21 protein-coding genes and 1 pseudogene are annotated in these 19483 nt (G+C 70.3%); 15 read left to right on the forward strand and 7 right to left on the reverse strand.

The features are described 5' to 3' along the window. Nucleotides 1–55: 55 nt before the first annotated feature. The gene (locus tag PUR53_RS40415; RefSeq protein WP_329911777.1) at nt 56–904 is read left to right on the forward strand and encodes an SDR family oxidoreductase; all 849 of its coding nucleotides are present in this window, start codon (nt 56–58) and stop codon (nt 902–904) included. 610 nt (nt 905–1514) lie between these two features. Further along, nucleotides 1515–1610: pseudogene (locus tag PUR53_RS40420) on the forward strand (ATP-binding protein); the annotation flags it as partial. A 154-nt stretch (nt 1611–1764) separates the two neighbouring features. Here the strand turns inward: PUR53_RS40420 and PUR53_RS40425 are convergent. From PUR53_RS40425 to PUR53_RS40435, 3 genes are all read right to left on the reverse strand, one after another. Beyond that, nucleotides 1765–2973, reverse strand: a complete 1209-nt coding sequence (locus PUR53_RS40425) for a low temperature requirement protein A (protein ID WP_329911778.1) — start codon at nt 2971–2973, stop codon at nt 1765–1767. Continuing rightward, nucleotides 2974–3360, reverse strand: a complete 387-nt coding sequence (locus PUR53_RS40430) for a DUF2255 family protein (protein ID WP_329911779.1) — start codon at nt 3358–3360, stop codon at nt 2974–2976. 102 nt (nt 3361–3462) lie between these two features. Next, entirely contained in the window at nt 3463–4392 is a 930-nt protein-coding gene (locus PUR53_RS40435) for a helix-turn-helix transcriptional regulator (protein ID WP_329911780.1), read from the reverse strand. Nucleotides 4393–4663: 271 nt separating this feature from the next. Between PUR53_RS40435 and PUR53_RS40440 the strand changes: the two genes are divergently transcribed. The 5 genes from PUR53_RS40440 to PUR53_RS40460 all read left to right on the forward strand — a co-directional run bounded on the left by PUR53_RS40440 (nt 4664) and on the right by PUR53_RS40460 (nt 8576). Further along, the gene (locus PUR53_RS40440; RefSeq protein WP_329911781.1) at nt 4664–5650 is read left to right on the forward strand and encodes an aldo/keto reductase; all 987 of its coding nucleotides are present in this window, start codon (nt 4664–4666) and stop codon (nt 5648–5650) included. A gap of 85 nt (nt 5651–5735) precedes the next feature. Further along, nucleotides 5736–6113 (forward strand): carboxymuconolactone decarboxylase family protein, encoded by a 378-nt coding sequence (locus tag PUR53_RS40445; RefSeq protein ID WP_329912001.1) that lies wholly within the window; start codon nt 5736–5738, stop codon nt 6111–6113. Then, nucleotides 6101–6514 (forward strand): (R)-mandelonitrile lyase, encoded by a 414-nt coding sequence (locus PUR53_RS40450; RefSeq protein WP_329911782.1) that lies wholly within the window; start codon nt 6101–6103, stop codon nt 6512–6514. The genes PUR53_RS40445 and PUR53_RS40450 overlap by 13 nt, the downstream gene beginning before the upstream one ends. Nucleotides 6515–6545: 31 nt before the next feature. Beyond that, the gene (locus PUR53_RS40455) at nt 6546–7511 is read left to right on the forward strand and encodes an aldo/keto reductase (RefSeq protein ID WP_329911783.1); all 966 of its coding nucleotides are present in this window, start codon (nt 6546–6548) and stop codon (nt 7509–7511) included. Nucleotides 7512–7541: 30 nt separating this feature from the next. Continuing rightward, a complete protein-coding gene (locus PUR53_RS40460) occupies nt 7542–8576 on the forward strand; it encodes a zinc-binding dehydrogenase (RefSeq protein ID WP_329911784.1) in 1035 nt (344 codons plus the stop codon). A 28-nt stretch (nt 8577–8604) separates the two neighbouring features. Here the strand turns inward: PUR53_RS40460 and PUR53_RS40465 are convergent, their stop codons facing one another. After that, the gene (locus tag PUR53_RS40465; protein WP_329911785.1) at nt 8605–9504 is read right to left on the reverse strand and encodes a helix-turn-helix transcriptional regulator; all 900 of its coding nucleotides are present in this window, start codon (nt 9502–9504) and stop codon (nt 8605–8607) included. Nucleotides 9505–9691: 187 nt separating this feature from the next. Here PUR53_RS40465 and PUR53_RS40470 point away from each other — a divergent pair, with 187 nt between their 5' ends. From PUR53_RS40470 to PUR53_RS40500, 7 genes are all read left to right on the forward strand, one after another. Next, nucleotides 9692–11092 carry an MFS transporter gene (locus PUR53_RS40470; protein ID WP_329911787.1) on the forward strand — a complete coding sequence of 467 codons (1401 nt, stop codon included), beginning with the start codon at nt 9692–9694 and terminating at the stop codon, nt 11090–11092. After that, nucleotides 11089–11472 carry a DUF2255 family protein gene (locus PUR53_RS40475; protein WP_329911789.1) on the forward strand — a complete coding sequence of 128 codons (384 nt, stop codon included), beginning with the start codon at nt 11089–11091 and terminating at the stop codon, nt 11470–11472. The genes PUR53_RS40470 and PUR53_RS40475 overlap by 4 nt, the downstream gene beginning before the upstream one ends. A 56-nt stretch (nt 11473–11528) precedes the next feature. Then, entirely contained in the window at nt 11529–12572 is a 1044-nt protein-coding gene (locus PUR53_RS40480) for an NAD(P)-dependent alcohol dehydrogenase (protein WP_329911791.1), read from the forward strand. Between the two features lie 274 nt (nt 12573–12846). Beyond that, nucleotides 12847–13230, forward strand: coding sequence for a DUF2255 family protein (locus tag PUR53_RS40485; protein ID WP_329911792.1), 384 nt, complete (start codon nt 12847–12849; stop codon nt 13228–13230). 19 nt (nt 13231–13249) lie between these two features. Then, nucleotides 13250–13390 (forward strand): hypothetical protein, encoded by a 141-nt coding sequence (locus tag PUR53_RS40490; protein WP_329911793.1) that lies wholly within the window; start codon nt 13250–13252, stop codon nt 13388–13390. Next, nucleotides 13387–14976: a Na+/H+ antiporter gene (locus PUR53_RS40495; RefSeq protein ID WP_329911794.1), complete on the forward strand. Its 1590-nt coding sequence runs from the start codon at nt 13387–13389 to the stop codon at nt 14974–14976. Before PUR53_RS40490 ends, PUR53_RS40495 begins: the two co-directional genes overlap by 4 nt. Before the next feature lie 23 nt (nt 14977–14999). Further along, complete coding sequence (locus PUR53_RS40500; RefSeq protein ID WP_329911796.1) at nt 15000–15383, forward strand: nuclear transport factor 2 family protein; 384 nt, start codon at nt 15000–15002, stop codon at nt 15381–15383. A 47-nt stretch (nt 15384–15430) separates the two neighbouring features. Here PUR53_RS40500 and PUR53_RS40505 read toward each other — a convergent pair whose 3' ends face one another. Continuing rightward, the gene (locus tag PUR53_RS40505; RefSeq protein WP_329911797.1) at nt 15431–16333 is read right to left on the reverse strand and encodes a helix-turn-helix transcriptional regulator; all 903 of its coding nucleotides are present in this window, start codon (nt 16331–16333) and stop codon (nt 15431–15433) included. 279 nt (nt 16334–16612) lie between these two features. Between PUR53_RS40505 and PUR53_RS40510 the strand changes: the two genes are divergently transcribed. Then, nucleotides 16613–17584, forward strand: coding sequence for an aldo/keto reductase (locus tag PUR53_RS40510; RefSeq protein WP_329911798.1), 972 nt, complete (start codon nt 16613–16615; stop codon nt 17582–17584). A gap of 114 nt (nt 17585–17698) precedes the next feature. Here PUR53_RS40510 and PUR53_RS40515 read toward each other — a convergent pair whose 3' ends face one another. Then, on the reverse strand, nt 17699–18376 hold the full coding sequence (locus PUR53_RS40515) for an FAD:protein FMN transferase (RefSeq protein WP_329912002.1): 678 nt from the start codon (nt 18374–18376) through the stop codon (nt 17699–17701). After that, complete coding sequence (locus PUR53_RS40520; protein WP_329911799.1) at nt 18336–19475, reverse strand: XdhC/CoxI family protein; 1140 nt, start codon at nt 19473–19475, stop codon at nt 18336–18338. Before PUR53_RS40520 ends, PUR53_RS40515 begins: the two co-directional genes overlap by 41 nt. Nucleotides 19476–19483: the final 8 nt, after the last annotated feature.

Genomic DNA, 19483 nt, shown 5'->3' on the forward strand with positions numbered 1-19483 from the left:
CGTGACCAGGGCCCGGCCGACCACCCCGAGAACATGGAACGAAGGAGCTTGAAACATGAGCAACGAAAACAAGGCCGCCAAGGAAATCGTCGTCGTCATCGGCCCCGGCAGCATCGGCCTGGCGATCGCCCGCCGAGTCGGCACCGGCCGCACCCTGCTGCTGGCCGCCCACGACGAAAAGACCTCGCAGGCCGCCGCCGAACAGCTGCGCGGCGAAGGCTACGAGGTGGCCGTCCAGGCCACCGACATCTCCGATCTGGCCCAGGTCGAGGCGCTGGCCGCCACGGCCGCCGGGATGGGCGCGGTCACCCAGGTGATCCAGGCTGCCGGCGTCTCCCCCACCCAGGCGACCATCGAGCGTCTGCTGCACGTCGATCTGCTCGGCACGGCGTATGTCCTCGACGCCTTCGCCCGCGTGATCGCACCCGGCGGGGCTGGCATCGTGGTCGCCAGCATGGCCGGTCACCGGGAGAGCCCCTACACGCGCGAGATCGAGCACGCGCTCGCGACGACCGAGACCTCGAAACTGCTCGCGCTGCCCTTCCTCCAGCCCGACCAGCTCGGCTCCTCCGTCCACGCCTACGCCATGTCCAAGCGGGCCAACTCGCTGCGCGTGCAGACCGCCGCCGCCGCGTGGGGCAAGCGCGGAGCCCGCGTCAACGCTGTCAGCCCCGGCGTGATCATCACCCCGCTGGCCCTTGACGAGCTCTCCGGCCCGCGCCGCGAGTGGTTCGACAAGGTGCGCGAGACTTCGGCGGCCAAGCGCTTCGGCACCTCCGAGGAGGTCGCCGCTGCCGCCGCCTTCCTGCTCGGCCGCGAGGCCGGCTTCATCACTGGAGCCGACCTCCTGATGGACGGCGGCGTGACCGCGGCGCTGCGCGCCGGTGAGCTGACTACGCCGTAACGAACCGAGAGCCGCGGCCGTGAATCCGCCCAAGCCTGGGCCCGCAGCCCGGACCCGGGCAGACGGCTGGCCCTCACCGGCTTACACCCCAGGTCCCCGGGCGATGCACGGCTGGCTGCGCGGTAGCGGCACACCACCCTCGCCCGCCGTTATTCGGGCCGCCCGGCTTCACCGCTGTGACCTGCTACATCCAGCCCGTTTGGACACCACTCTGCGGATCTGCCGTGTCGCGGCCAGCACGAACCACTCAAGCCGCAACTGCGACACGACGCGAGGCGGCGCCGACAAGGGACGCACGAAACGCGAAACCTACAGTCGGCCGCCGACATACCGAAGAACTGACCGCCGCCGACGCGGTGACTCGGTGAGCGCGATTCTGCCGGCTTCGCGATGATTCAGTCCGCCCGGTGGAGGGGTTCAGCCGCTCTGCCCCGGCGGATGAGCCGTCGATGGAGAATGCCGCGCCGGGAGACCTGAGGCGAAGGCGTCGTGGCGGTCCCGGCCGACGACTGTGCCGCGCTGGTTGGGGCCGTGGTCGTAAAGGTTCGCGCCGAGGAGCTGCCCCTCGTACCGGAGCCAGTGGTACTCCGGGTCCGACTGCGGCCCGTCGGCGGTGAGTTCGAACCTTCATCCGTCCGGCTGCGACGAGATCATGCCCAGGACCTCGGCCACCGCGGCCGTCGACCGTCGCATCCGTGACGGCCACTCGGCCTTCGGCGGTGGCGCCCGGTGATGTGGGTGAGGGATGAAGTTGTCGTCGCGCGGGTGTCGTGCCCGGGGCCGCCGGGACCGCAGGGCCGACCCGGTCGCCGACGGCCCGGTCGCCCAGCGGGCTCAGCCACAGGACCGCATCAACAAGCTCATCGGCCCACGTGGCGACGCAGCTCCGCGTACCAGCGGGTCTCCGCTGCGGCCACCGCCGCCAAGATGACGACGACGCCCGCCAGGGCGGCGACCGGAGGGAGTGCGGCCGCCGCGGGAATGCCTGCGAGCAGCAGGCACAGGGCCGTCAGGCGGAAGCCGCCCCATACGTTCAGCATGATCCGGCCGAACAGCAGCAGCCCGGCGACGTAAAGGGCGGTTCCGCCGCACAGGGCCCAGGCGTAGAAGCCGCCCAGCGCCTTGCCGTCGTCGGCGTGGGCGACGACGCCCTCGATACCGAGAGCGGTCAGGACGACTCCGGCCATGATCGGGAAGTGGGCATAGCCGTAGGCGTTGACCGCCAGGCTGAGGCGGGCCCGGCCCTGCGCCTTGTCCAGTTGGCGTTCGCCGATCAGGGTCGCCAGGTCGAAGTACAGCCACCACAGACCGGTCGCGGCGGCCACGCCGAGTACGGCGGCGGCGAGCAGCCCCGGGCTGACCGGGTGGTCCGTGGCTCCGGCGCCCATGGCCAGCAGGGATTCGCCGATCGCGATGATGATGAACAGCTCGTGCCGCTCGGCGAAGTAGCAGGCGCTGTGGATGCGCCAGCTGCCCCGGCGGGAGGTGGCATACACACCACCCCAGTCCACCGCGATCGCCGCCGCGAACAGTGCCGTCTGCCACCGGCCGCCGACCGCCGCACCGACGATCAGGAGCCCGCAGCCTGCCAGGACCGGCGGCCAGGAGAGGGCGAGCTGCCGCAGTAGCCCGCGATCGCCACGCGCCAGCACGCTGTAGAGGACCAGGTGCACGACACGTACGAACAGGTAGGCGCACGCCAGGACCAGCGGACCCTTCAGGCCGCCGGGCAGGTCGTGCCATGCCTCCGGGACGGTCAGCGCGACCACGAACACCCCGGCCATCGCGCATGCCATGCCCGCGCGTACGACGCCGCGGTCGGCGCGGGCCTGGTTGCCCAGCCAGGCGTACGCGGACCAGGAGAACCAGACCAGCGCCAGCAGCAGCACTCCATGCAGCACGCCTGAGCCGGTGTGCTCGTGCGCCATGTACTGGGTGATCTGGGTGAGCGTGAAGACGTACACCAGGTCGAAGAACAGCTCGAAGGTGGTCACCCGGCTGTTCGCCGGCGCGGTCCGCGTGCCGGTGAGCGGACCGCCCCGCAGCGGCCCGTGGTGCTCGTTCTCCAACTACGCGTCCTCAGAGCGTGGGTCGAGCCGCATGGTCGTGGAGCTCGCCTCGGGGCTGGTGATGGCCTTGATGATGTACGCGGCGTGGTGGCCGTACTTGTCGCGGTATGCGGCATCGACGGCGTCGGCGATCTCTTCGTCGGCGTCGACGAGGGTGACGTCCTTCCCGACGCCGCCTGCCTGGACACGGCCCTCCCGACGGGCCCGCGTACCTCGATACCACCTGGAGCCGGGGCCGTTGACGGAGCGGACGTAGATGTCGTTCTCGACGCGGACGACCCAGATCGTCCGCCAACTGCTCAGCGCGCCGCTGCGCCGCCGGGACGCGATCTCCAGTTCCTCCGCGTGCTCGATGCTGTCGAGTTCATCGCTCGTCCACGTCGTCATCGGCGTGACTCCTCGGCGGTGTGGGGCTTGGGACTCAGGCTGACCGCCGGTGGAGCAGGTCGCAACACGACCGCGCTCGGCCGACCGACAGACGGGGTGCGATCAGGAGGAGGGAGAGGAGGGCTCGGCCTCGGCGGCTGCCGGCGGGCCGCCATGCGCCTGCATCCTCTTCGCGGCCTGCTCCTGTCCGAGCATGTCGAGCAGGACCATCGCATCGTGCTCGGGAGTGCCGGGTTCGGCGTAGTACGTCACCAGGCGGTGTCCGGAGGTGCCTTCCAGCTCCATCGACTGGTAGCCGAGAGTGAGGTCGCCGACCTCGGGGTGGTGGAAGGTCTTGCGGCCGAAGGAGTGCCCCGTGACGTCGTAGCGCTCCCACAGGCGGGCGAACTCCGGGCTCTTGAGAAGCAGTTCACCGGCGAGCTGGGTGAGGTCGGGGGCATCGGGGTCGGTGCCGGCCAGGGCACGCAGACGGGCGACGCAGCCGCGGACCTGGTGGTGCCAGTCGTGGAACAGGTCGCGCGCGGCGGGGTGGAGGAAGACGTAGCGGGCGATGTTTCGCTGCTTGGCCGGCCAGTCCTCGATGCCGGCGAGCAGACGCAGTCCGCCCGGGTTGGCAGCGAGCAGGTCGCCTGTGCGGCTGACCACGTGCGCGGGGTGCGGACGCATGCTCTCCAGCAGCAGCTTCACGCCCGGCCGGACGGTGCGGCTGGGCGCGGCCGGAGGCTCCGGAGGGGTGCGCGCCGCGAGGGCGACCAGGCTCCGCAGGTGCTCGTGCTCGTCCTCCTCCAGGCGCAGGGCGCGTGCCAGCGAGTCGACCACGGACGGACTGGGCCGGGTTTCCTTGCCGCGCTCCAGGCGGACGTAGTAGTCGATGCTGATGCCGGCCAGGGTCGCCAGTTCCTCGCGGCGCAGCCCCGGCGTACGGCGCAGACCGGCACCGGCCGTCAGACCGACCTCCTCAGGGGTCACCCGGGCCCGGCGGGCGCGCAGGAAGCGCCCCAGCTCGGTGCCGCTCTGCTGCTCACTCTTCATGCCTCCAGTCTGCGGGCGCCGCGACCTCTCCGGCATAGGCGTGGGGGGCCCTGTCACACCCCGGAACGCCGCTCCCCGGCACAGCCCGCCCTGCCACGCGGCGAGTGATGGGGGAAGAGTCGATGTCGTTGGAGATCTCCGTCCGAGAGCCCCTGCACGCGGCCCCGCCGGCCTGAGCCCGGAGGTCCGGCCGCGACACATTTCGACAGCCGCCCGTGAGACCTCCGGCCCCTATCGCGCAGACGGCCCCCGACCCACAGGGAGCACGACCATGAAGCACATCAAGCTGGGCGGACAGCTGGACGTCAGCCAGATCGGCATGGGCGCGATGCCCATCAACGCGCTCTACACGGGCGCCAACGCCGACAACGCGGAAGGCGTACGCGCCATCCACCGCGCGCTCGACCTGGGTGTCACGCACATCGACTCGGCCGAGGCGTACGGCCCGTTCCTCAACGAGGAACTGGTCGGCAAGGCGCTGAAGGGCCGCCGCCGCGAGCAGGTGGTGCTGACGTCGAAGTTCGGCTTCGTGTCGTACACCGGCCGGGAGGGTCTCGACAGCAGCCCGGTCACCGTGAAGGCCGCGGTCGAGGGCTCCCTCAAGCGGCTCGACACCGACTACATCGACCTGTACTACCAGCACCGCGTCGACCCGGCCACACCCATCGAGGAGACCGTCGGCGCCATGGCCGAGCTGGTCCAGGAGGGCAAGGTCCGCCACCTCGGCCTGTCGGAGGCCGGCCCCGGCACGATACGCCGCGCCCACGCCGTACACCCGCTGACCGCGGTGCAGACCGAGTACTCCCTGTGGTTCCGCGACCCGGAAACCGAGATCCTGCCGGTGACGCGGGAGCTGGGCATCGGTTTCGTGCCATGGGCTCCGCTGGGCCACGGCTTCCTGGCCGGCGGTTTCCGTACGACGGACTGGTTCGACGCCGAGGTCGACCTGCGCGCGACCATGCCGCGCTTCAACGACGCCGAGTACTTCCGGCAGAACCTGCGCGTCGCCGACCAGGTCAAGGCGATCGCCGACGAGGTCGGCATCACGCCCGGCCAGCTGTGCCTGGCGTGGCTGGTGGCGCAGGGCGACGACATCGCCCCCATCCCCGGCACCCGTCGCGTCTCCCACCTGGAGGAGAACGCCGCGGCCGACGGCATCACGCTGTCCGCCGATGTGCTCCAGAAGCTGGACAACCTCACCCCGGCCGTCGGCGACCGCCTCGGCAAGGACCACATGGACATGATCGACCACAACTGAACCCGACTGATCCGGTCGGTCACCGCACGTGTCGCCCGCCCGTCACGGGCGGGTAGCGCCCCGATCCACGCAAGGAGCACCGCCCCTGGCGGAAGAGCAGTCCGCTGCCCAGAAGTTGCTCGGCGACTTCGCGCCGAAGCTCGTCGAGCTGACCGACGACGTGCTGTTCGGCGACATCTGGGAGCGCCCGGGCCTGTCCCCGCGCGACCGCAGCCTGGTCACCGTCACCACGCTGGCCGCCCTGTACCGCACCGACCAGCTCGGCTTCCACCTGGGCCGGGCCCTGGAGAACGGGCTCAGCAAGGACGAGCTGGTCGAGGCCATCACCCACCTGGCGTTCTACGCCGGGTGGCCCAACGCCATGAGCGCCATCACGCAGCTCAAGGACATCGTCGAGGACCAGGCCACCGGCAACGAGCGAGCCAGAGCAAGACAGCAAGGAGCGAAGTGTTGGAAATCCTGAAGAAGCAGCCCACCGTCAAGGCGCCCGCCGACTGGTTCACCGGCGACGTCTGGTTCGACGTGATCCACGCCGGCCAGGAGCCCTCGCGGATGCGCGCCAACATGGTGCGTTTCTCGCCCTGCGCGCGCACCGACTGGCACTCGCACGTCATGGGCCAGACCCTGCACATCGTCTCCGGCATCGCCCTGATCGGCACGCGCGACGGCACGGTCATCGAGGCCCACCCCGGCGACACGATCCACACACCGCCGGGCGAGGAGCACTGGCACGGTGCCACCTCCGACCACTTCATGACCCACCTCGCGATGTGGGAGGGCACGGGCGACGGCAGCCCGGAGACGACCTGGCTGGAAAAGGTCGACGACGCCGAATACAACGCGCCGAGCAGCAGCACCCGCTGAACGAACGGCGAACCCGAAAAGGGAAGGACACATGCGCATCACCACTCTCGGCCCCGACGGACCCGAGGTCGGTGTCATCGGCCTGGGCTGCATGGGCATGAGCTTCAGCTACGACCAGGCCACCCCGCGCGACGAGGCCACCCTGATCTCGGTGATCCATCAGGCACTGGACCTCGGGATGACCTTGCTCGACACCGCCGACGTGTACGGCCCGTTCACCAACGAGGAACTCCTCGGACGGGCCCTGAAGAGCCGTCGCGACCAGGCAGTGCTGGCCACCAAGGTCGGCGCTCTCACCCGAGACGCCCAAGGCAACCCCGTGATGGGCCTCAACAACCGCCCGGAGCACATCCGTCGCTCGATCGACGAGAGCCTCGCGCGGCTCGGCACCGACCACGTCGACCTCTACTACCTGCACCGCACCGACCCGCAGGTGCCGATCGAGGAGAGCGTGGGCGCCCTGGCCGAGACCGTCGCGGCGGGCAAGGCCCGCGCCATCGGCCTGTCCGAGGTGAGTGTCGAGCAGATCAAGCGGGCCCAGTCCGTCCACCCGATCACGGCGGTGCAGTCCGAGCTGTCGCTGTGGACCCGGGACTGGATGGAGGAAGTGCTGCCCTACTGCCAGGAGCAGGGCATCGCGTTCGTGCCGTACTCGCCCCTCGGCAAGGGCTTCCTCACCGGCCGGTTCTCCTCCCACGACGACCTGCCCGAGGACGACTTCCGGCGCGGCCTCGCCCGCTTCCAGCAGGAGGCGCTGAACACCAACCTGGCCATCGCCCAGCGGGTGCGGGAGATCGCCGAGCGCATGGGCGCGACTCCGGCGCAGGTGGCCCTGGCATGGGTGCTGGCAAAGGGCGAGTACGTCGTCCCCATCCCCGGGACCAAGACGCCGAAGTACCTGGCGGACAACGCCGGGGCGGCGGATGTCGAGCTGAGCGCCGCGGACCTCGCCGAACTCGATGCGCTGCCCGTGCCCACGGGCGGCCGCTATTTCTGATCAGCACCATCGCACGTTGGGAGAAGCCTCATGCGAGCAACAGTGATGTACGGCGCCGGCGACGTCCGCGTCGAGAACGTACCGGACCCCAAGATCCAGAACTCCACCGACGCCGTCGTCCGCGTCGTGCGTTCCTGCGTCTGCGGAAGCGACCTGTGGCCGTACGCGTCGATGCCCGCCTCCGAGGACGGCGTGCGCATGGGCCACGAGTTCCTCGGCGTGGTCGAGGACGTCGGCTCGGACGTGACCGGGCTCAAGGCCGGGGACCTGGTGGTCGCACCCTTCGTCTGGGCGGACAACACCTGCGACTTCTGCACCGAAGGGCTGCACACCTCCTGCCGTCACGGCGGCCAGTGGGGCCCCAACGGTGTCGACGGCGGTCAGGGCGAGGCCGTCCGCGTGCCGCAGGCGCAGGGCACGCTGGTGAAGCTGCCGGTCGCCGAGGACTCGGCTCTGCTGCCGTCCCTGCTGACCCTGTCCGACGTGTACTGCACCGGCCACCACGGCGTCGTGACCTCCCGGGTCGCCCCCGGCAAGTCCGTCACCGTGATCGGCGACGGCGCGGTCGGACTGTGCGCGGTACTGGCCGCCAAGCGCCTCGGCGCCGAGCAGATCATCCTCATGGGCCGGCACACGGACCGTACCGACCTGGGCCGCGACTTCGGCGCCACCGACGTCGTACCCGAGCGCGGCGAGGAAGGCATCGAGCGCGTACGGGAACTGACCGGCGGGGACGGTACACACGCGGTGGTGGAGGCCGTCGGCGCCACACAGGCGATGGACACGGCGCTGGGCATCGTCCGGGACGGCGGTGTGATCAGCCGGCTGGGTGTCGCCCAGTACACCGAGATCCCGCTCGGCTTCCCGTCGATGATGGCCAACATCACGGTCACCGGCGGTGCGGCCCCGGCCCGTGCCTACATCGAGGAACTGCTGCCCGACATCCTCGACGGCACGGTCGATCCCGGCCGGGTCTTCGATCACACCGTCGGCTTCGACGGCGTACCGGACGGCTACCGGGCCATGGCCGACCGGACCGCACTGAAAGTCCTGATCCAGCCCTGACCCACGGTCGGAGATGCCCGCGCCGTCGTCAGTTTCGTTTCTCTTCGGCGGGTTCCACGTTCGGCCCGGTGGCGGTCATGTCGAGGAGGACCATCTTGTCGTGGTCGGGTGTGCCGGGGTCCGCGTAGTGGGCGACCAGCCGGTGGCCGGGGGCGCCTTCCAGCTGCATGGACTGGTAGTCGAGGGTGAGGGTGCCGATGTCTGGGATGTGGAAGGTTTTGCGGCCGTGGGTGTGCGCGCGTACGTCGTAGCGCTCCCAGAGCTGTACGAACTCCGGGCTCTCGGCCAGTAGTTCGTCGACGAGCCCGACAAGGTCCGGGGCATCCGGGTCGGTGCCGGCCAGGGCGCGCAGGCGTCCGACGCACGCGCGGATCTGCTCGTCCCAGTGGTCGAACACCGTGCGGGCACCGGGGTTGAGGAACACCCAGCGCGCGACGTTGCGCTTCTCGACCGGCCACTGCTCCATGCCCACGAACAGCCGTAGCCCGCCCGGGTTCCACGCGAGCAGGTCCATCGTGCGACTGACCACGACCGCGGGGTTGGGCCGCAGGCTCTCGAGCAGCAAGTTGATCCCGGGCCCTACTGACGAAGTGGGCGCCGTCGGGGGCTCCGTGGCGGCGGGGCGGGCGGCGCACGCGGCGAGGTCCCGCAAGTGCTCGTGCGCGCGCTCGTCGAGCAGGAGGACACGGGCGAGCGCGTCGACGACGGACGGGCTGGGGTGGGCCTCCTTGCCGCGCTCCAGCCGCGTGTAGTAGTCGATGCTCACCCCCGCGAGGGTGGCCAGTTCCTCGCGGCGCAGCCCGGGCGTGCGCCGCAGGCCGGGGCCGGCCTTGAGACCGGCCTCCTCGGGTGTCACCCGGGTGCGGTGGGCGCGCAGGAAGCGCCCCAGTTCCGTGCCGTCGCTGCCGTTGCGCTGCTCCCGTGCCATGCGGCCAGTGTGTCAGGCAGGGCGGTACGGATCCATGTGCTGAGCCTGGGGGGCCCTGTCACACCCCCGAACAGCGCTCCCCGGCACAGCTCGGCCTGCCACGTGACGCATCCGGGGCGCAGGCTGGATGCCGGTTGAAGACCACCTTCCGTACCGAGCACTCGTTTCGCGATCAGGAGACCCACCCGTGTCCAGTTCAGTCGCATCGGACAAGTCGTCCGCCGAGCCCGCCGCCGGGCAGCGCGGCATCGTGAGCGGTGCCCGTTGGGCGCTGGCGGCCGCGCTGCTCGGCTTCTTCGTGATGACGCTCGACGCCCTGATCGTCAACGTCGCGCTGCCGGAGATCGGGCGCGGCTTCGGCGGCGGCATGACGGGCCTGCAGTGGGTGGTGGACGGCTACACGCTGATGTTCGCCGCGCTGCTGTTGTCCGCGGGGTCGGTGACCGACCGGATCGGTGCGCGGCAGGCGTTCGGGGCGGGGCTCGTGGTGTTCACCGTCGCCTCGGCGGCCTGCGGTTTCGCGCCGAACCTGGGTGTGCTGGTCGGGGCGCGGCTGGTGCAAGGCGCGGGCGCTGCGGTGATCGTGCCGGCCTCGCTGGCGCTGATCCGCGAGGCGTTCCCCGACCAGACCAAGCGGGCCCGGGCCATCTCGGTATGGGCGATGGGCGGCTCGGTGGGTGCGGCGGCCGGACCGGTGCTGGGCGGTGTACTGAGTGAGCTCAGCTGGCGGATGATCTTTTTCGTCAATCTGCCGGTGGGCGCGCTGGCGCTGGTCCTGCTTGCCCGGACCGCCCGCTCGCCCCGCCAGGCGGACGCTCCGTTCGACTGGACCGGGCAGATCGCCGCGGTGGCGGCGATGGGCGGCCTGACGTACGCGGCTATCGAGGCCGGCGCCGTGGGCCTGGGCGCGCCGCGCGTGCTGCTCGCGCTGGCGGTGGCTGTGGTCGCGGCAACGGTCTTCGTGGCGGCCCAGGCGCGCGGCCGCAATCCGATGGTGCCGCTGGAGCTCCTGCGCGCACGGACGATGGCGCTGTCGGCGACCATCGGGTTCGCGCTCAACGTCGGCTTCTACGGGATGATCTTCCTGCTCGGCCTGTACCTCCAGCAGGAACAGGACCTGTCGCCGATGGCCACCGGGCTGGCGTTCCTGCCGATGACTCTGCTGACTGCGGTCAGCAGCCCGACGGCAGCCCGGCTCGGCGCGAAGTTCGGGCCGCGGATGCCGATCATCACCGGGCAGCTCCTGATGGCCGCCGGCCTGGTGGCGCTCTGCGTGGCGCCGGCATCGGCGCCCGCCTGGCTGCTGGTCCTGCTGATGATCCCGGTCGGAACCGGCGGCGGCCTCGCCGTACCGGCGGTGACCTCACTGCTCCTCGACCGCGTCTCCGCCCAGCGCGCCGGCACCGCGAGCGGCGTACTGAACGCCTCCCGCCAGCTGGGCGGAGCCCTGTCCGTGGCCGTCTTCGGCGCCCTGGTCTCCAACCACGCCCAGTTCCTGCACGGGCTGCGCACCAGCCTCCTGATCGCCGCGCTGCTCGTGGTCCTGACCGCGGCGGCCTCCGTATTCCTCAAGGAGAAGACCTCATGACCTCGACAGCGGCCTGGGCGAGCCAGGAGCTCGACAGCATCGAACACGCGGAGGAACTGGAGATCGCGTCCCTGCGGCGCGGTGGCGAGCTGGGCAGCTGGCGGACGATCTGGGTGGTCCGCGTCGGCGACGACATCTACGTCCGCTCCGTCAATGGCCCCGGCTCCGACTGGTACCGCGGCACCCGGGCCCGTCAGGAAGGCCGCATCCAGGCCGGCGGAGTCCGAAAGGACGTCACGATCATCGACGCCGACGACGAGGTCAACGACGCCGTGGACACCGCCTACCGGGCCAAGTATGGGCACTACGCCGCGTACATCATCAAGGCCATCACCAGCCCCGAGGCGAGCTCCACCACGATGCGGCTCGAACCCCGCTGACCAAATCCCTAACGGCCGACAACAGTAGAACCAGAACCACAGCCCCGGAGAAACCCATGCTCACCGTCAACGCGTACGCCGCCACGGCCGCGACCGAACCCCTCACCCCCACGACCATCGAGCGCCGTGACGTCGGCCCGCACGACGTCCTCATCGAAATCAAGTACTGCGGCATCTGCCACTCCGACATCCACCACGCGCGCAGCGAGTGGGGCGAGCAGACCTACCCCATCGTGCCCGGCCACGAGATCGCCGGCATCGTCACGGAGGTCGGCTCGGAGGTCACCAAGTACGCCGTCGGCGACCGGGTCGGCGTCGGCTGCATGGTCAACTCCTGCCGTGAGTGCGAGCCGTGCCGGAAGGGCGAGGAGCAGTACTGCCTGAAGGGCAACACCCTCACCTACGGCTCGACCGACCGGGACGGCACTCTCACCCAGGGCGGCTACTCCACCCACGTTGTCGTGAACGACGACTTCGTCGTCAACATCCCCGAGGGCATCGGCCTCGACGAGGCGGCCCCCCTGTTGTGCGCGGGCATCACCACCTACTCGCCGCTGCGCCGCTTCGGCGCGGGCCCGGGAAAGAAGGTCGCCGTCGTCGGCCTGGGCGGCCTGGGCCACATGGCCGTCAAGCTGGCGCACGCGATGGGCGCCGAGGTCACCGTCCTGTCGCAGTCGCTGAAGAAGATGGACGACGGTCTGCGTCTGGGCGCCGACCACTACCACGCCACCAGCGACCCGGCGACCTTCGAGCAGCTCGCCGGCATGTTCGACCTCATCGTCAACACGGTGAGCGCCAAGCTCGACCTTGACACCTACCTCGGTCTGCTGGCCGTGAACGGCACCATGGTCAACGTCGGTGCCCCTGCCGAGCCGCTGTCGCTCAACGTGTTCTCGCTCATCATGCAGGGCCGCTCCTACGCCGGTTCGCTGATCGGCGGCATCCCCGCAACCCAGGAGATGCTCGACTTCTGCGCCGAGCACGGCATCGGCTCCGAGATCGAGGTCATCCCCGCCGACAAAATCAACGAGGCCTACGAGCGTGTCCTCGCCTCCGACGTGCGCTACCGCTTCGTGATCGACACCTCGACGCTGGCCTGACCCACGGCCACGTCCACCTGAGACCACCCCGTACGAGGAGCCGCGCCCCCGAGAGCCCTCGTACGGGGTGCCGCCGAGCAGAGAAGAGCCGGGGCGGCGCGGCAGGCAGCTTGGGGGCCGTGTCACACCCTGGAAGGCCGACGCCCGGCATGGCACGGTCTGCCGTGATGCGAGAACCGTGGCCGGGCTCGATGCTCGTTGAAGATCCTCTCCCACCCCCAGGAGTCCGCCCGCCCCGCGGAAACTGCACCACGAGAACCGAGGAGATGAGCGGATGACCACCAGTGCTCCCTGGACCGACGACGAACTCGACCGGGTCGGATCGGCCGAGGAACTGGACGTCGCATCCCGGCGCCGGGACGGCGAGCTGAGCAGCCCGCGCACCATCTGGGTCGTGCGTGGGGGCGACGACATCTACGTCCGCTCCGTGAACGGCCCCGCCTCCGCATGGTTCCGCGGCACCCGAGCCCGCCACGAGGGCCGTGTCGAAGCTGGCGGGGTCGAGAAGGACGTGACGTTCGAGGACGTCGACGGCGAGATCAACGACGCGGTCGACGCCGCCTACCGCACCAAGTACGGCCGATACTCCGCCAACACCATCCAGCGCATCACGAGCTCCACCGCGGGCTCAACGACCATGCGGCTCCTGCCTCGCTGAACGCCGCAGGAGAAGGCCAATGCTCACTGTCAACGCCCACGCCGCCACGTCGCCCGGCGAACCCCTCGCCCCGACCATGGCTGAGCGCCGGGATCCGGGCCCCCATGATGTCGCGCAGTCGGTCATCCGACTCCTGACCCGGTCGGGAGACATCCCGTGATCGGTCTCGAACTCGTCGTGGTCCTCGGCGTGGCGGTGCTCCTGGGCAACGCCCTCGGTGAGCGCTACCGGATCGCCCCACCCGTCGTACTGCTGCTCTTCGGCGCACTGCTCGGCTTCGTGCCCGCGCTGCGCGAGGTGGAGCTGCCGCCGGAGGCGGTGCTGCTCATCTTCCTGCCGGTGCTGCTGTACTGGGAGAGCCTGACCACCTCCCTGCGGGAGATCCGGCGGGATCTGCGCGGCATCCTCCTGATGAGCACCGTGCTGGTCATCGGCACCGCCGGAGCCGTGGCGACCGTGGCACACGAACTGGGCCTGGCCTGGGGACCGGCATGGGTGCTGGGCGCCGCGGTGGCTCCTACCGACGCGACCGCCGTCGGAGTCCTCGCCAAGGCCCTGCCCCGCCGCAACGTCACCCTGCTGCGCGCCGAGAGCCTCATCAACGACGGCACTGCGCTGGTGGTCTTCGGACTGGCCGTCGGCATCACGGTCGGCGAGGAGGACTTCACCTTCCCGCACGTCACCTGGTTGTTCGCCGTCTCCTACCTCGGTGGGGCCGCGGCCGGAGCGTTGACCGCGTGGCTGGTGATCAGGGCGCGGCGGGTCTTCGACGACCCGCTGCTGGGCAATGTCGCCATGATCCTCACCCCCTTCACCGCCTATCTCCTCGCCGAGCTGATCCACGCCTCCGGTGTCCTCGCGGCCGTCTCCGCCGGGCTGATCATGAGCCAGGCCGGACCGCGCATGGCCGCCGCCTCGATGCGACGCCAGGCGGAGGAGTTCTGGTCGCTGGCCACCTTCCTGCTCAACGGCTCCCTGTTCGTCCTCGTCGGCCTGCAGGCCCAGGCGGCCGTACGCGAACTGCACGGCAATGACCTCACCCACGCCCTCATCGCCGTCGCGGCCGTCTCCGCCGTGGTCGTCGCCGCGCGCTTCGCCTTCAACTTCACCGTCCCGTACCTGATCCGTCTCCTCGACCGCCGTCCGCAGCAGCGCCTGCGCCGCATGAACTACCGCGCCCGCGTGGTCACGTCGATTGCGGGCTTCCGAGGCGCGGTTTCACTGGCCGTGGCCCTGTCGGTGCCGACGGCACTCGACTCCGGCGCGCCCTTCCCCGACCGCGACACGATTGTCTTCGTCACCTCCGGTGTCATCGTCACCACTCTGGTCGTGCAGGGACTGCTGCTGCCGGCCGTGGTGCGCTGGGCCCGGCTGCCCCACGACACGTCGGTGGAGGAGGAGCGCTTCCTCGCCGAGACGACCGCCACCGAGGAGGCTCTCAAGGCCCTCCCCGTGCTCGCCGACGACCTGGGCACGGACCCGGCCGTCGCCGAACGCATGCGCCAGGAGTACGAGTCCCATCTGCTCGTCGTCCGCGCCGGTGGCGGCGAGACCGACGACGAGGACGACGTCCTGCGCCACCACCAGCACTACACCGCCCTTCGCCTGGCCCTCCTCGCCCACAAACGCGCCACCGTGCTCCGCCTGCGCGACGACCACGAGATCGACGACACCGTGCTGCGCCAGGTCCAGCGGCACCTCGACATCGAAGAAGTACGGCTGTCCCGACGCCAAGCCGCCGAATGACCCCCACCAGGACAGGAGAAACCATGCCCGCATCCGAGGACGCGAACGCCCGCGAAGAGGTCCTCGCCGCCTACCGCGCCCACCTGCGGGCGATGGCCGACGGTGACACCGACTCCTTGGACGATCTGCTCGACGACGGCTTCACCCTCACCCACATCACTGGCTACCAACAGCCCAAGGCGGAGTGGCTGTCCCAGATGCGGGCCGGCCAGTTCGTCTACCACAGCGTGATCGAGAAGAACGTCACCGTCGACGTGGAGGGCGACACGGCCCGCCTCGTCGGCCGCATCGTCACCGAGGCGACGGTCTACGGCACCCACGCCGACTGGCCGCTGCAATTCACCATGGACTGGGCCCGGGGCGGCGAAACGTGGACCGCGCTGCGCTCCGTGGCAACAACCTGGTGAGCCCTAGGCGGCCGGCCCGCCCACTCTGGTGACGTTCCCCGGTGGTGTCAGGACGAGGCGGACGATGCCGTGCCCGGTGTCGCCGGCCTGTAATCCGGCTGGTGGGCCAAGAGGTCGAGGAGGGCGACCGCGTCATGGTCGGGGGTGCCGGGTTCGGCGTAGTAGGCGAGCAGGTGGTGGCCGGGGGTGCCGTCCAACTGCAGGGACTGGTAGCCGAGGGTGAGGTCGCCGACCTCGGGGTGGAGGAAGGTCTTCTTGCCGTACGAACGGTTCTTGACGTCGTAGCGCTTCCACAGGCGGGCGAACTCCGGGCTCTTCAGCAGGAGTTCACCGACCAGACGGGTCAGGTCCGGGGCGTCGGGGTCGGTGCCGGCCAGCGCCCGGAGGTGCGCGACGCAGCCCCGGGCCTGGTTGCCCCAGTCGACGAACAGGTCGCGGGCTGCGGGGTGGAGGAAGACAAAGCGGGCGACGTTGCGCTCCTTGGCCGGCCATTCCTCGATCCCGGCGAGAAGCCTGAGCCCGCCAGGGTTCGCGGCGAGCACGTCGTTCGTACGGCTGACCACATACGCGGGGGCCGGCCGCAGATTCTCCAGCAGAAGCTTGACGCCAGGCCGTACGGTCCGACTCGGTGAGGTCGGAGGTTCTGGTGCCGTCCGAGCGGCGATGGCGGCCAGGCTGCGCAGGTGGTCGACCTCGTCCGGTTGCAGCAAGAGGGCACGGGCGAGGGCGTCCACGACGGAAGGGCTCGGCCGGGTCTCTTTGCCGCGCTCCAGCCGGGCGTAGTAGTCGATGCTGATGCTGGCCAGGATGGCCAGTTCCTCTCGGCGCAGGCCGGGGGTGCGGCGCAGGCCCGCGCCGGTCGGCAGGCCGGCCTGCCCGGGGGTCACCCGGGCCCGGCGGGCGCGCAGGAAGCGGCCCAGCTCGGTGCCGTACTGCTGCTGAGGTGTCATGTCGTCGAGTGTGCAGGGCGCCGTGACCTGCCCGGTAGACGGTTGAGGGGCCCTGTCATACCCCGGAACACCGCTCCCCGGCACAGCTCGCCCTGCCATCGGGCGAGCCCGGCCAGCAGGCTGGACGCAGCCTGAAGATCAGGCTTCTCGCGCGGGAGATCCACCCGCGCCCCGACCCCGGGGCGCGGGAGATCCACCCGCGCCCCGACCCCGGCGCGCGGCAGCCATGCGGCATGCCGGATACCCGCAGATGCCCCAGAAATCCACGGAGCGGCACGCATGAAGCACATCAAGCTGGGCGACCTGGAGGTCTCCCGTATCGGTCTCGGCGCGATGCCGATGAACGCCTTCTACACCGGCAAGGACACTGACGAGGCCGAGGGGATCCGCACCGTCCACCGGGCGCTCGACCTTGGCATCAACCACATCGACACCGCCGAGGTCTACGGCCCCTTCACCAACGAGGAGTTCGTCGCCAAGGCCCTCAAGGGCCGCCGCGACCAGGTGGTGCTGGCGTCGAAGTTCGGGTTCATCTCGCACACGGGCCGCGAGGGCCTCGACAGCAGCCCGGCCAGCATCCGGCTCGCGGTCGAGGGCTCGCTGAAGCGCCTCGACACCGACTACATCGACCTGTACTACCAGCACCGCGTCGACCCGGACACACCCATCGAAGACACTGTCGGGGCCCTCGCCGAACTGGTCCGGGAAGGCAAGATCCGCCACATCGGACTGTCCGAGGCCGCGCCGGCCACGATCCGCCGCGCTCACGCCGTACACCCGATCACCGCGCTGCAGACCGAGTACTCCCTGTGGTCCCGTGATCCGGAGGCGGAGATCCTGCCGACCACGCGGGAGCTGGGTATCGGCTTCGTGCCCTGGTCGCCGCTCGGCCACGGCTTCCTGACCGGCGCGATCCGCTCGACCGACTGGTTCGACGAGGACGACTTCCGCAAGAACAACCCGCGGTTCCTCCCCGGCAACTTCGAGCAGAACCTCCGGGTCGCCGACGAGGTCAAGGCGGTCGCCGACGAGGCCGGCGCCACCCCGTCCCAGGTCGCCCTCGCCTGGCTGCTGGCCCAGGGCGACGACATCGCCCCCATCCCCGGCACCAAGCGCGTGGCCCACCTCGAGGACAACACCGCTGCCGACGGCGTGGAACTGACCGCTGCGCAGATCGAGAAGCTCAACAACCTCACCCCGGCCTCGGGCGAGCGTCTCGACGAGGCGGCCATGGGGCTGTCCAACCGCTGATTCGATCGGAGCCCGGCCGCGTGCCGTCCCGCTCGCCTCCAGGCCGTCCACATCCACGGGGCGGCCTGGAGGGGGCGACGCCCTGTGGGTCGTGAACCTCTTGTTCAGGGCCCCTCAGGTGAAGAGCTGCCCGTCGAAGTTGCGGGAGATCTCGGCGTGGCCGTTCGCGTGCATCCGCACGTACGCGAACCGAAAGGTCCGCGCGAGCCGGTGCGCCTCGGTGAAGAAGAGCGCGGTCGCCAGTCCGTCGGCCACGGCGGCCTCTTGGGCGACCACCCACGTGGCCACCACCTCACCAACCGGGAGGCCCGTCCTCGCGTCGAGCATGTGGTGCAGTCCCTCGCCCCAGGCACGCCGGGTGACCCCGGACGCGCACAGCGCGCGGCCCCGCACATTCACCACACCGATCACGAGCCGCGGATCGAACGGGTGCTCAAGGCCGACTCGCAGCGTGTCCTCGCCGGCATGCAGCAGGTCACCGTTTCCGTCGACGACGAACTGGGCGATCCCCACCCGTTGGAGGATCGCCGAGACGATGTCGACCAGGTGCCCCTTGCCCGCCGCCCCGACGTCGATCACGACCGGTCGCCGCGTGACCAGCGCCGTGCCGTCACGGACGACGTCCGCCGTCCAGGTCGCCCTGCCTCGGGCGCGTTCCGCGGCCAGAACCGCTTCGGGGGCGGGACTGGTGAGCTTGGCCTGGCCACCGCGAATGTGGACCGGCTGCTCGCCCGCGTTGGCGATCGGCCGGTCACGCTCGAGAAGTTGCCAATGACGGTGACGTCCGGTGATGGATGGGCCCTGTGGCCTTGGTCAGCGGTGTACCTGAGCCCTGATGAGTGTGGGCGACGATCTCCGCTGCGATGGAGATCGCCGTCTCTTCGGGAGTGTGGGCGCCGAGGTCGAGACCGATGGGGGAGCGCAGGCGGGCAAGGTGCTCCTCCGGGACGCCGGTCTCACGCAGTAGCTCCAGGCGGTGCGTGTGGGCGCGGCGTGAGCCCATCGCGCCCACGTAGCCCACTGGCAGGCTCAGTGCCAGGCGTAGCAGGGGGATGTCGAACTTGGCGTCGTGGGTGAGGACGCAGACGGCGGTGCGGGCGTCCACTTCGGTGGTGGCGAGGTATCGGTGCGGCCACTCGGCCACGACTTCGTCGGCGTGCGGGAAGCGGGAGGCGGTGGCGAAGACGGTGCGGGCGTCGCAGACTGTAACCCGGTAGTTGAGAAAGCGGCCGACCTCGCTGAGCGCACCGGCGAAGTCGACGGCGCCGAAAATCAGCATCCGGGGCCGGGAAGCGTGGATGTGGACGAGGACAGACAGTCTCTCCGGGCAGGTCACCGCGTCCCCGCCGACCTCGATCCGGCCAGTACGGCCCGCTCGCAGGAGTGCGTGAGCCTGCGCCGCGACCGTCCGTTCCCAGTCCTCACCTCCCACGGTTGCGTCGAACGTGTTGCCATCGCCAGTGAGGCACAGAGTGCGGCCGAGAAGTTCCCCGGGCCCGTCGATGATCTGGGCCACGGCCGTGGGCCGGCCGGCGGCCAACTCGTCGAGGGCCGTGGTGAGATGGGGCGAGCCTGAAGGAACGATCCGCTGCACCAGGACGTCGAGTTCACCGCCGCAGGTCAGGCCGACGGCGAAGGCGTCGTCGTCGGAGTAGCCGAAGCGCGCCCGGGTCGGAGGTTCGTCCGATGCGAGTACCTGCTGGCAAAGCTCGTAGACGGCGCCTTCGACGCAGCCCCCGGAGATGCTGCCGACAGCGTTGCCGTCGTCGTCCACGGCCAGCGCGGTGCCGACGGGCAGAGGTGCGCTGCCGCTGACCTGCACGACAGTGGCGAGGGCGAAAGGGCGGGCCTTGCGGCACCAGGTGTGCAGCGTGTCCGCGATGTTCAGCACAGGCGGGT

Origin of the sequence: Streptomyces sp. SP18BB07 (assembly GCF_036322545.1) — a bacterium.
Taxonomy (GTDB): domain Bacteria; phylum Actinomycetota; class Actinomycetes; order Streptomycetales; family Streptomycetaceae; genus Streptomyces; species Streptomyces deccanensis.

Bases quoted from the DNA above. Each gene is read 5' to 3' on its own strand.
- PUR53_RS40415 (WP_329911777.1), top strand. From the start codon at position 56: ATGAGCAACGAAAACAAGGCCGCCAAGGAAATCGTCGTCGTCATCGGC.
- PUR53_RS40430 (WP_329911779.1), bottom strand. From the start codon at position 3,360: ATGACGACGTGGACGAGCGATGAACTCGACAGCATCGAGCACGCGGAG.
- PUR53_RS40435 (WP_329911780.1), bottom strand. From the start codon at position 4,392: ATGAAGAGTGAGCAGCAGAGCGGCACCGAGCTGGGGCGCTTCCTGCGC.
- PUR53_RS40440 (WP_329911781.1), top strand. From the start codon at position 4,664: ATGAAGCACATCAAGCTGGGCGGACAGCTGGACGTCAGCCAGATCGGC.
- PUR53_RS40455 (WP_329911783.1), top strand. From the start codon at position 6,546: ATGCGCATCACCACTCTCGGCCCCGACGGACCCGAGGTCGGTGTCATC.
- PUR53_RS40460 (WP_329911784.1), top strand. From the start codon at position 7,542: ATGCGAGCAACAGTGATGTACGGCGCCGGCGACGTCCGCGTCGAGAAC.
- PUR53_RS40465 (WP_329911785.1), bottom strand. From the start codon at position 9,504: ATGGCACGGGAGCAGCGCAACGGCAGCGACGGCACGGAACTGGGGCGC.
- PUR53_RS40475 (WP_329911789.1), top strand. From the start codon at position 11,089: ATGACCTCGACAGCGGCCTGGGCGAGCCAGGAGCTCGACAGCATCGAA.
- PUR53_RS40480 (WP_329911791.1), top strand. From the start codon at position 11,529: ATGCTCACCGTCAACGCGTACGCCGCCACGGCCGCGACCGAACCCCTC.
- PUR53_RS40485 (WP_329911792.1), top strand. From the start codon at position 12,847: ATGACCACCAGTGCTCCCTGGACCGACGACGAACTCGACCGGGTCGGA.
- PUR53_RS40490 (WP_329911793.1), top strand. From the start codon at position 13,250: ATGCTCACTGTCAACGCCCACGCCGCCACGTCGCCCGGCGAACCCCTC.
- PUR53_RS40500 (WP_329911796.1), top strand. From the start codon at position 15,000: ATGCCCGCATCCGAGGACGCGAACGCCCGCGAAGAGGTCCTCGCCGCC.
- PUR53_RS40505 (WP_329911797.1), bottom strand. From the start codon at position 16,333: ATGACACCTCAGCAGCAGTACGGCACCGAGCTGGGCCGCTTCCTGCGC.
- PUR53_RS40510 (WP_329911798.1), top strand. From the start codon at position 16,613: ATGAAGCACATCAAGCTGGGCGACCTGGAGGTCTCCCGTATCGGTCTC.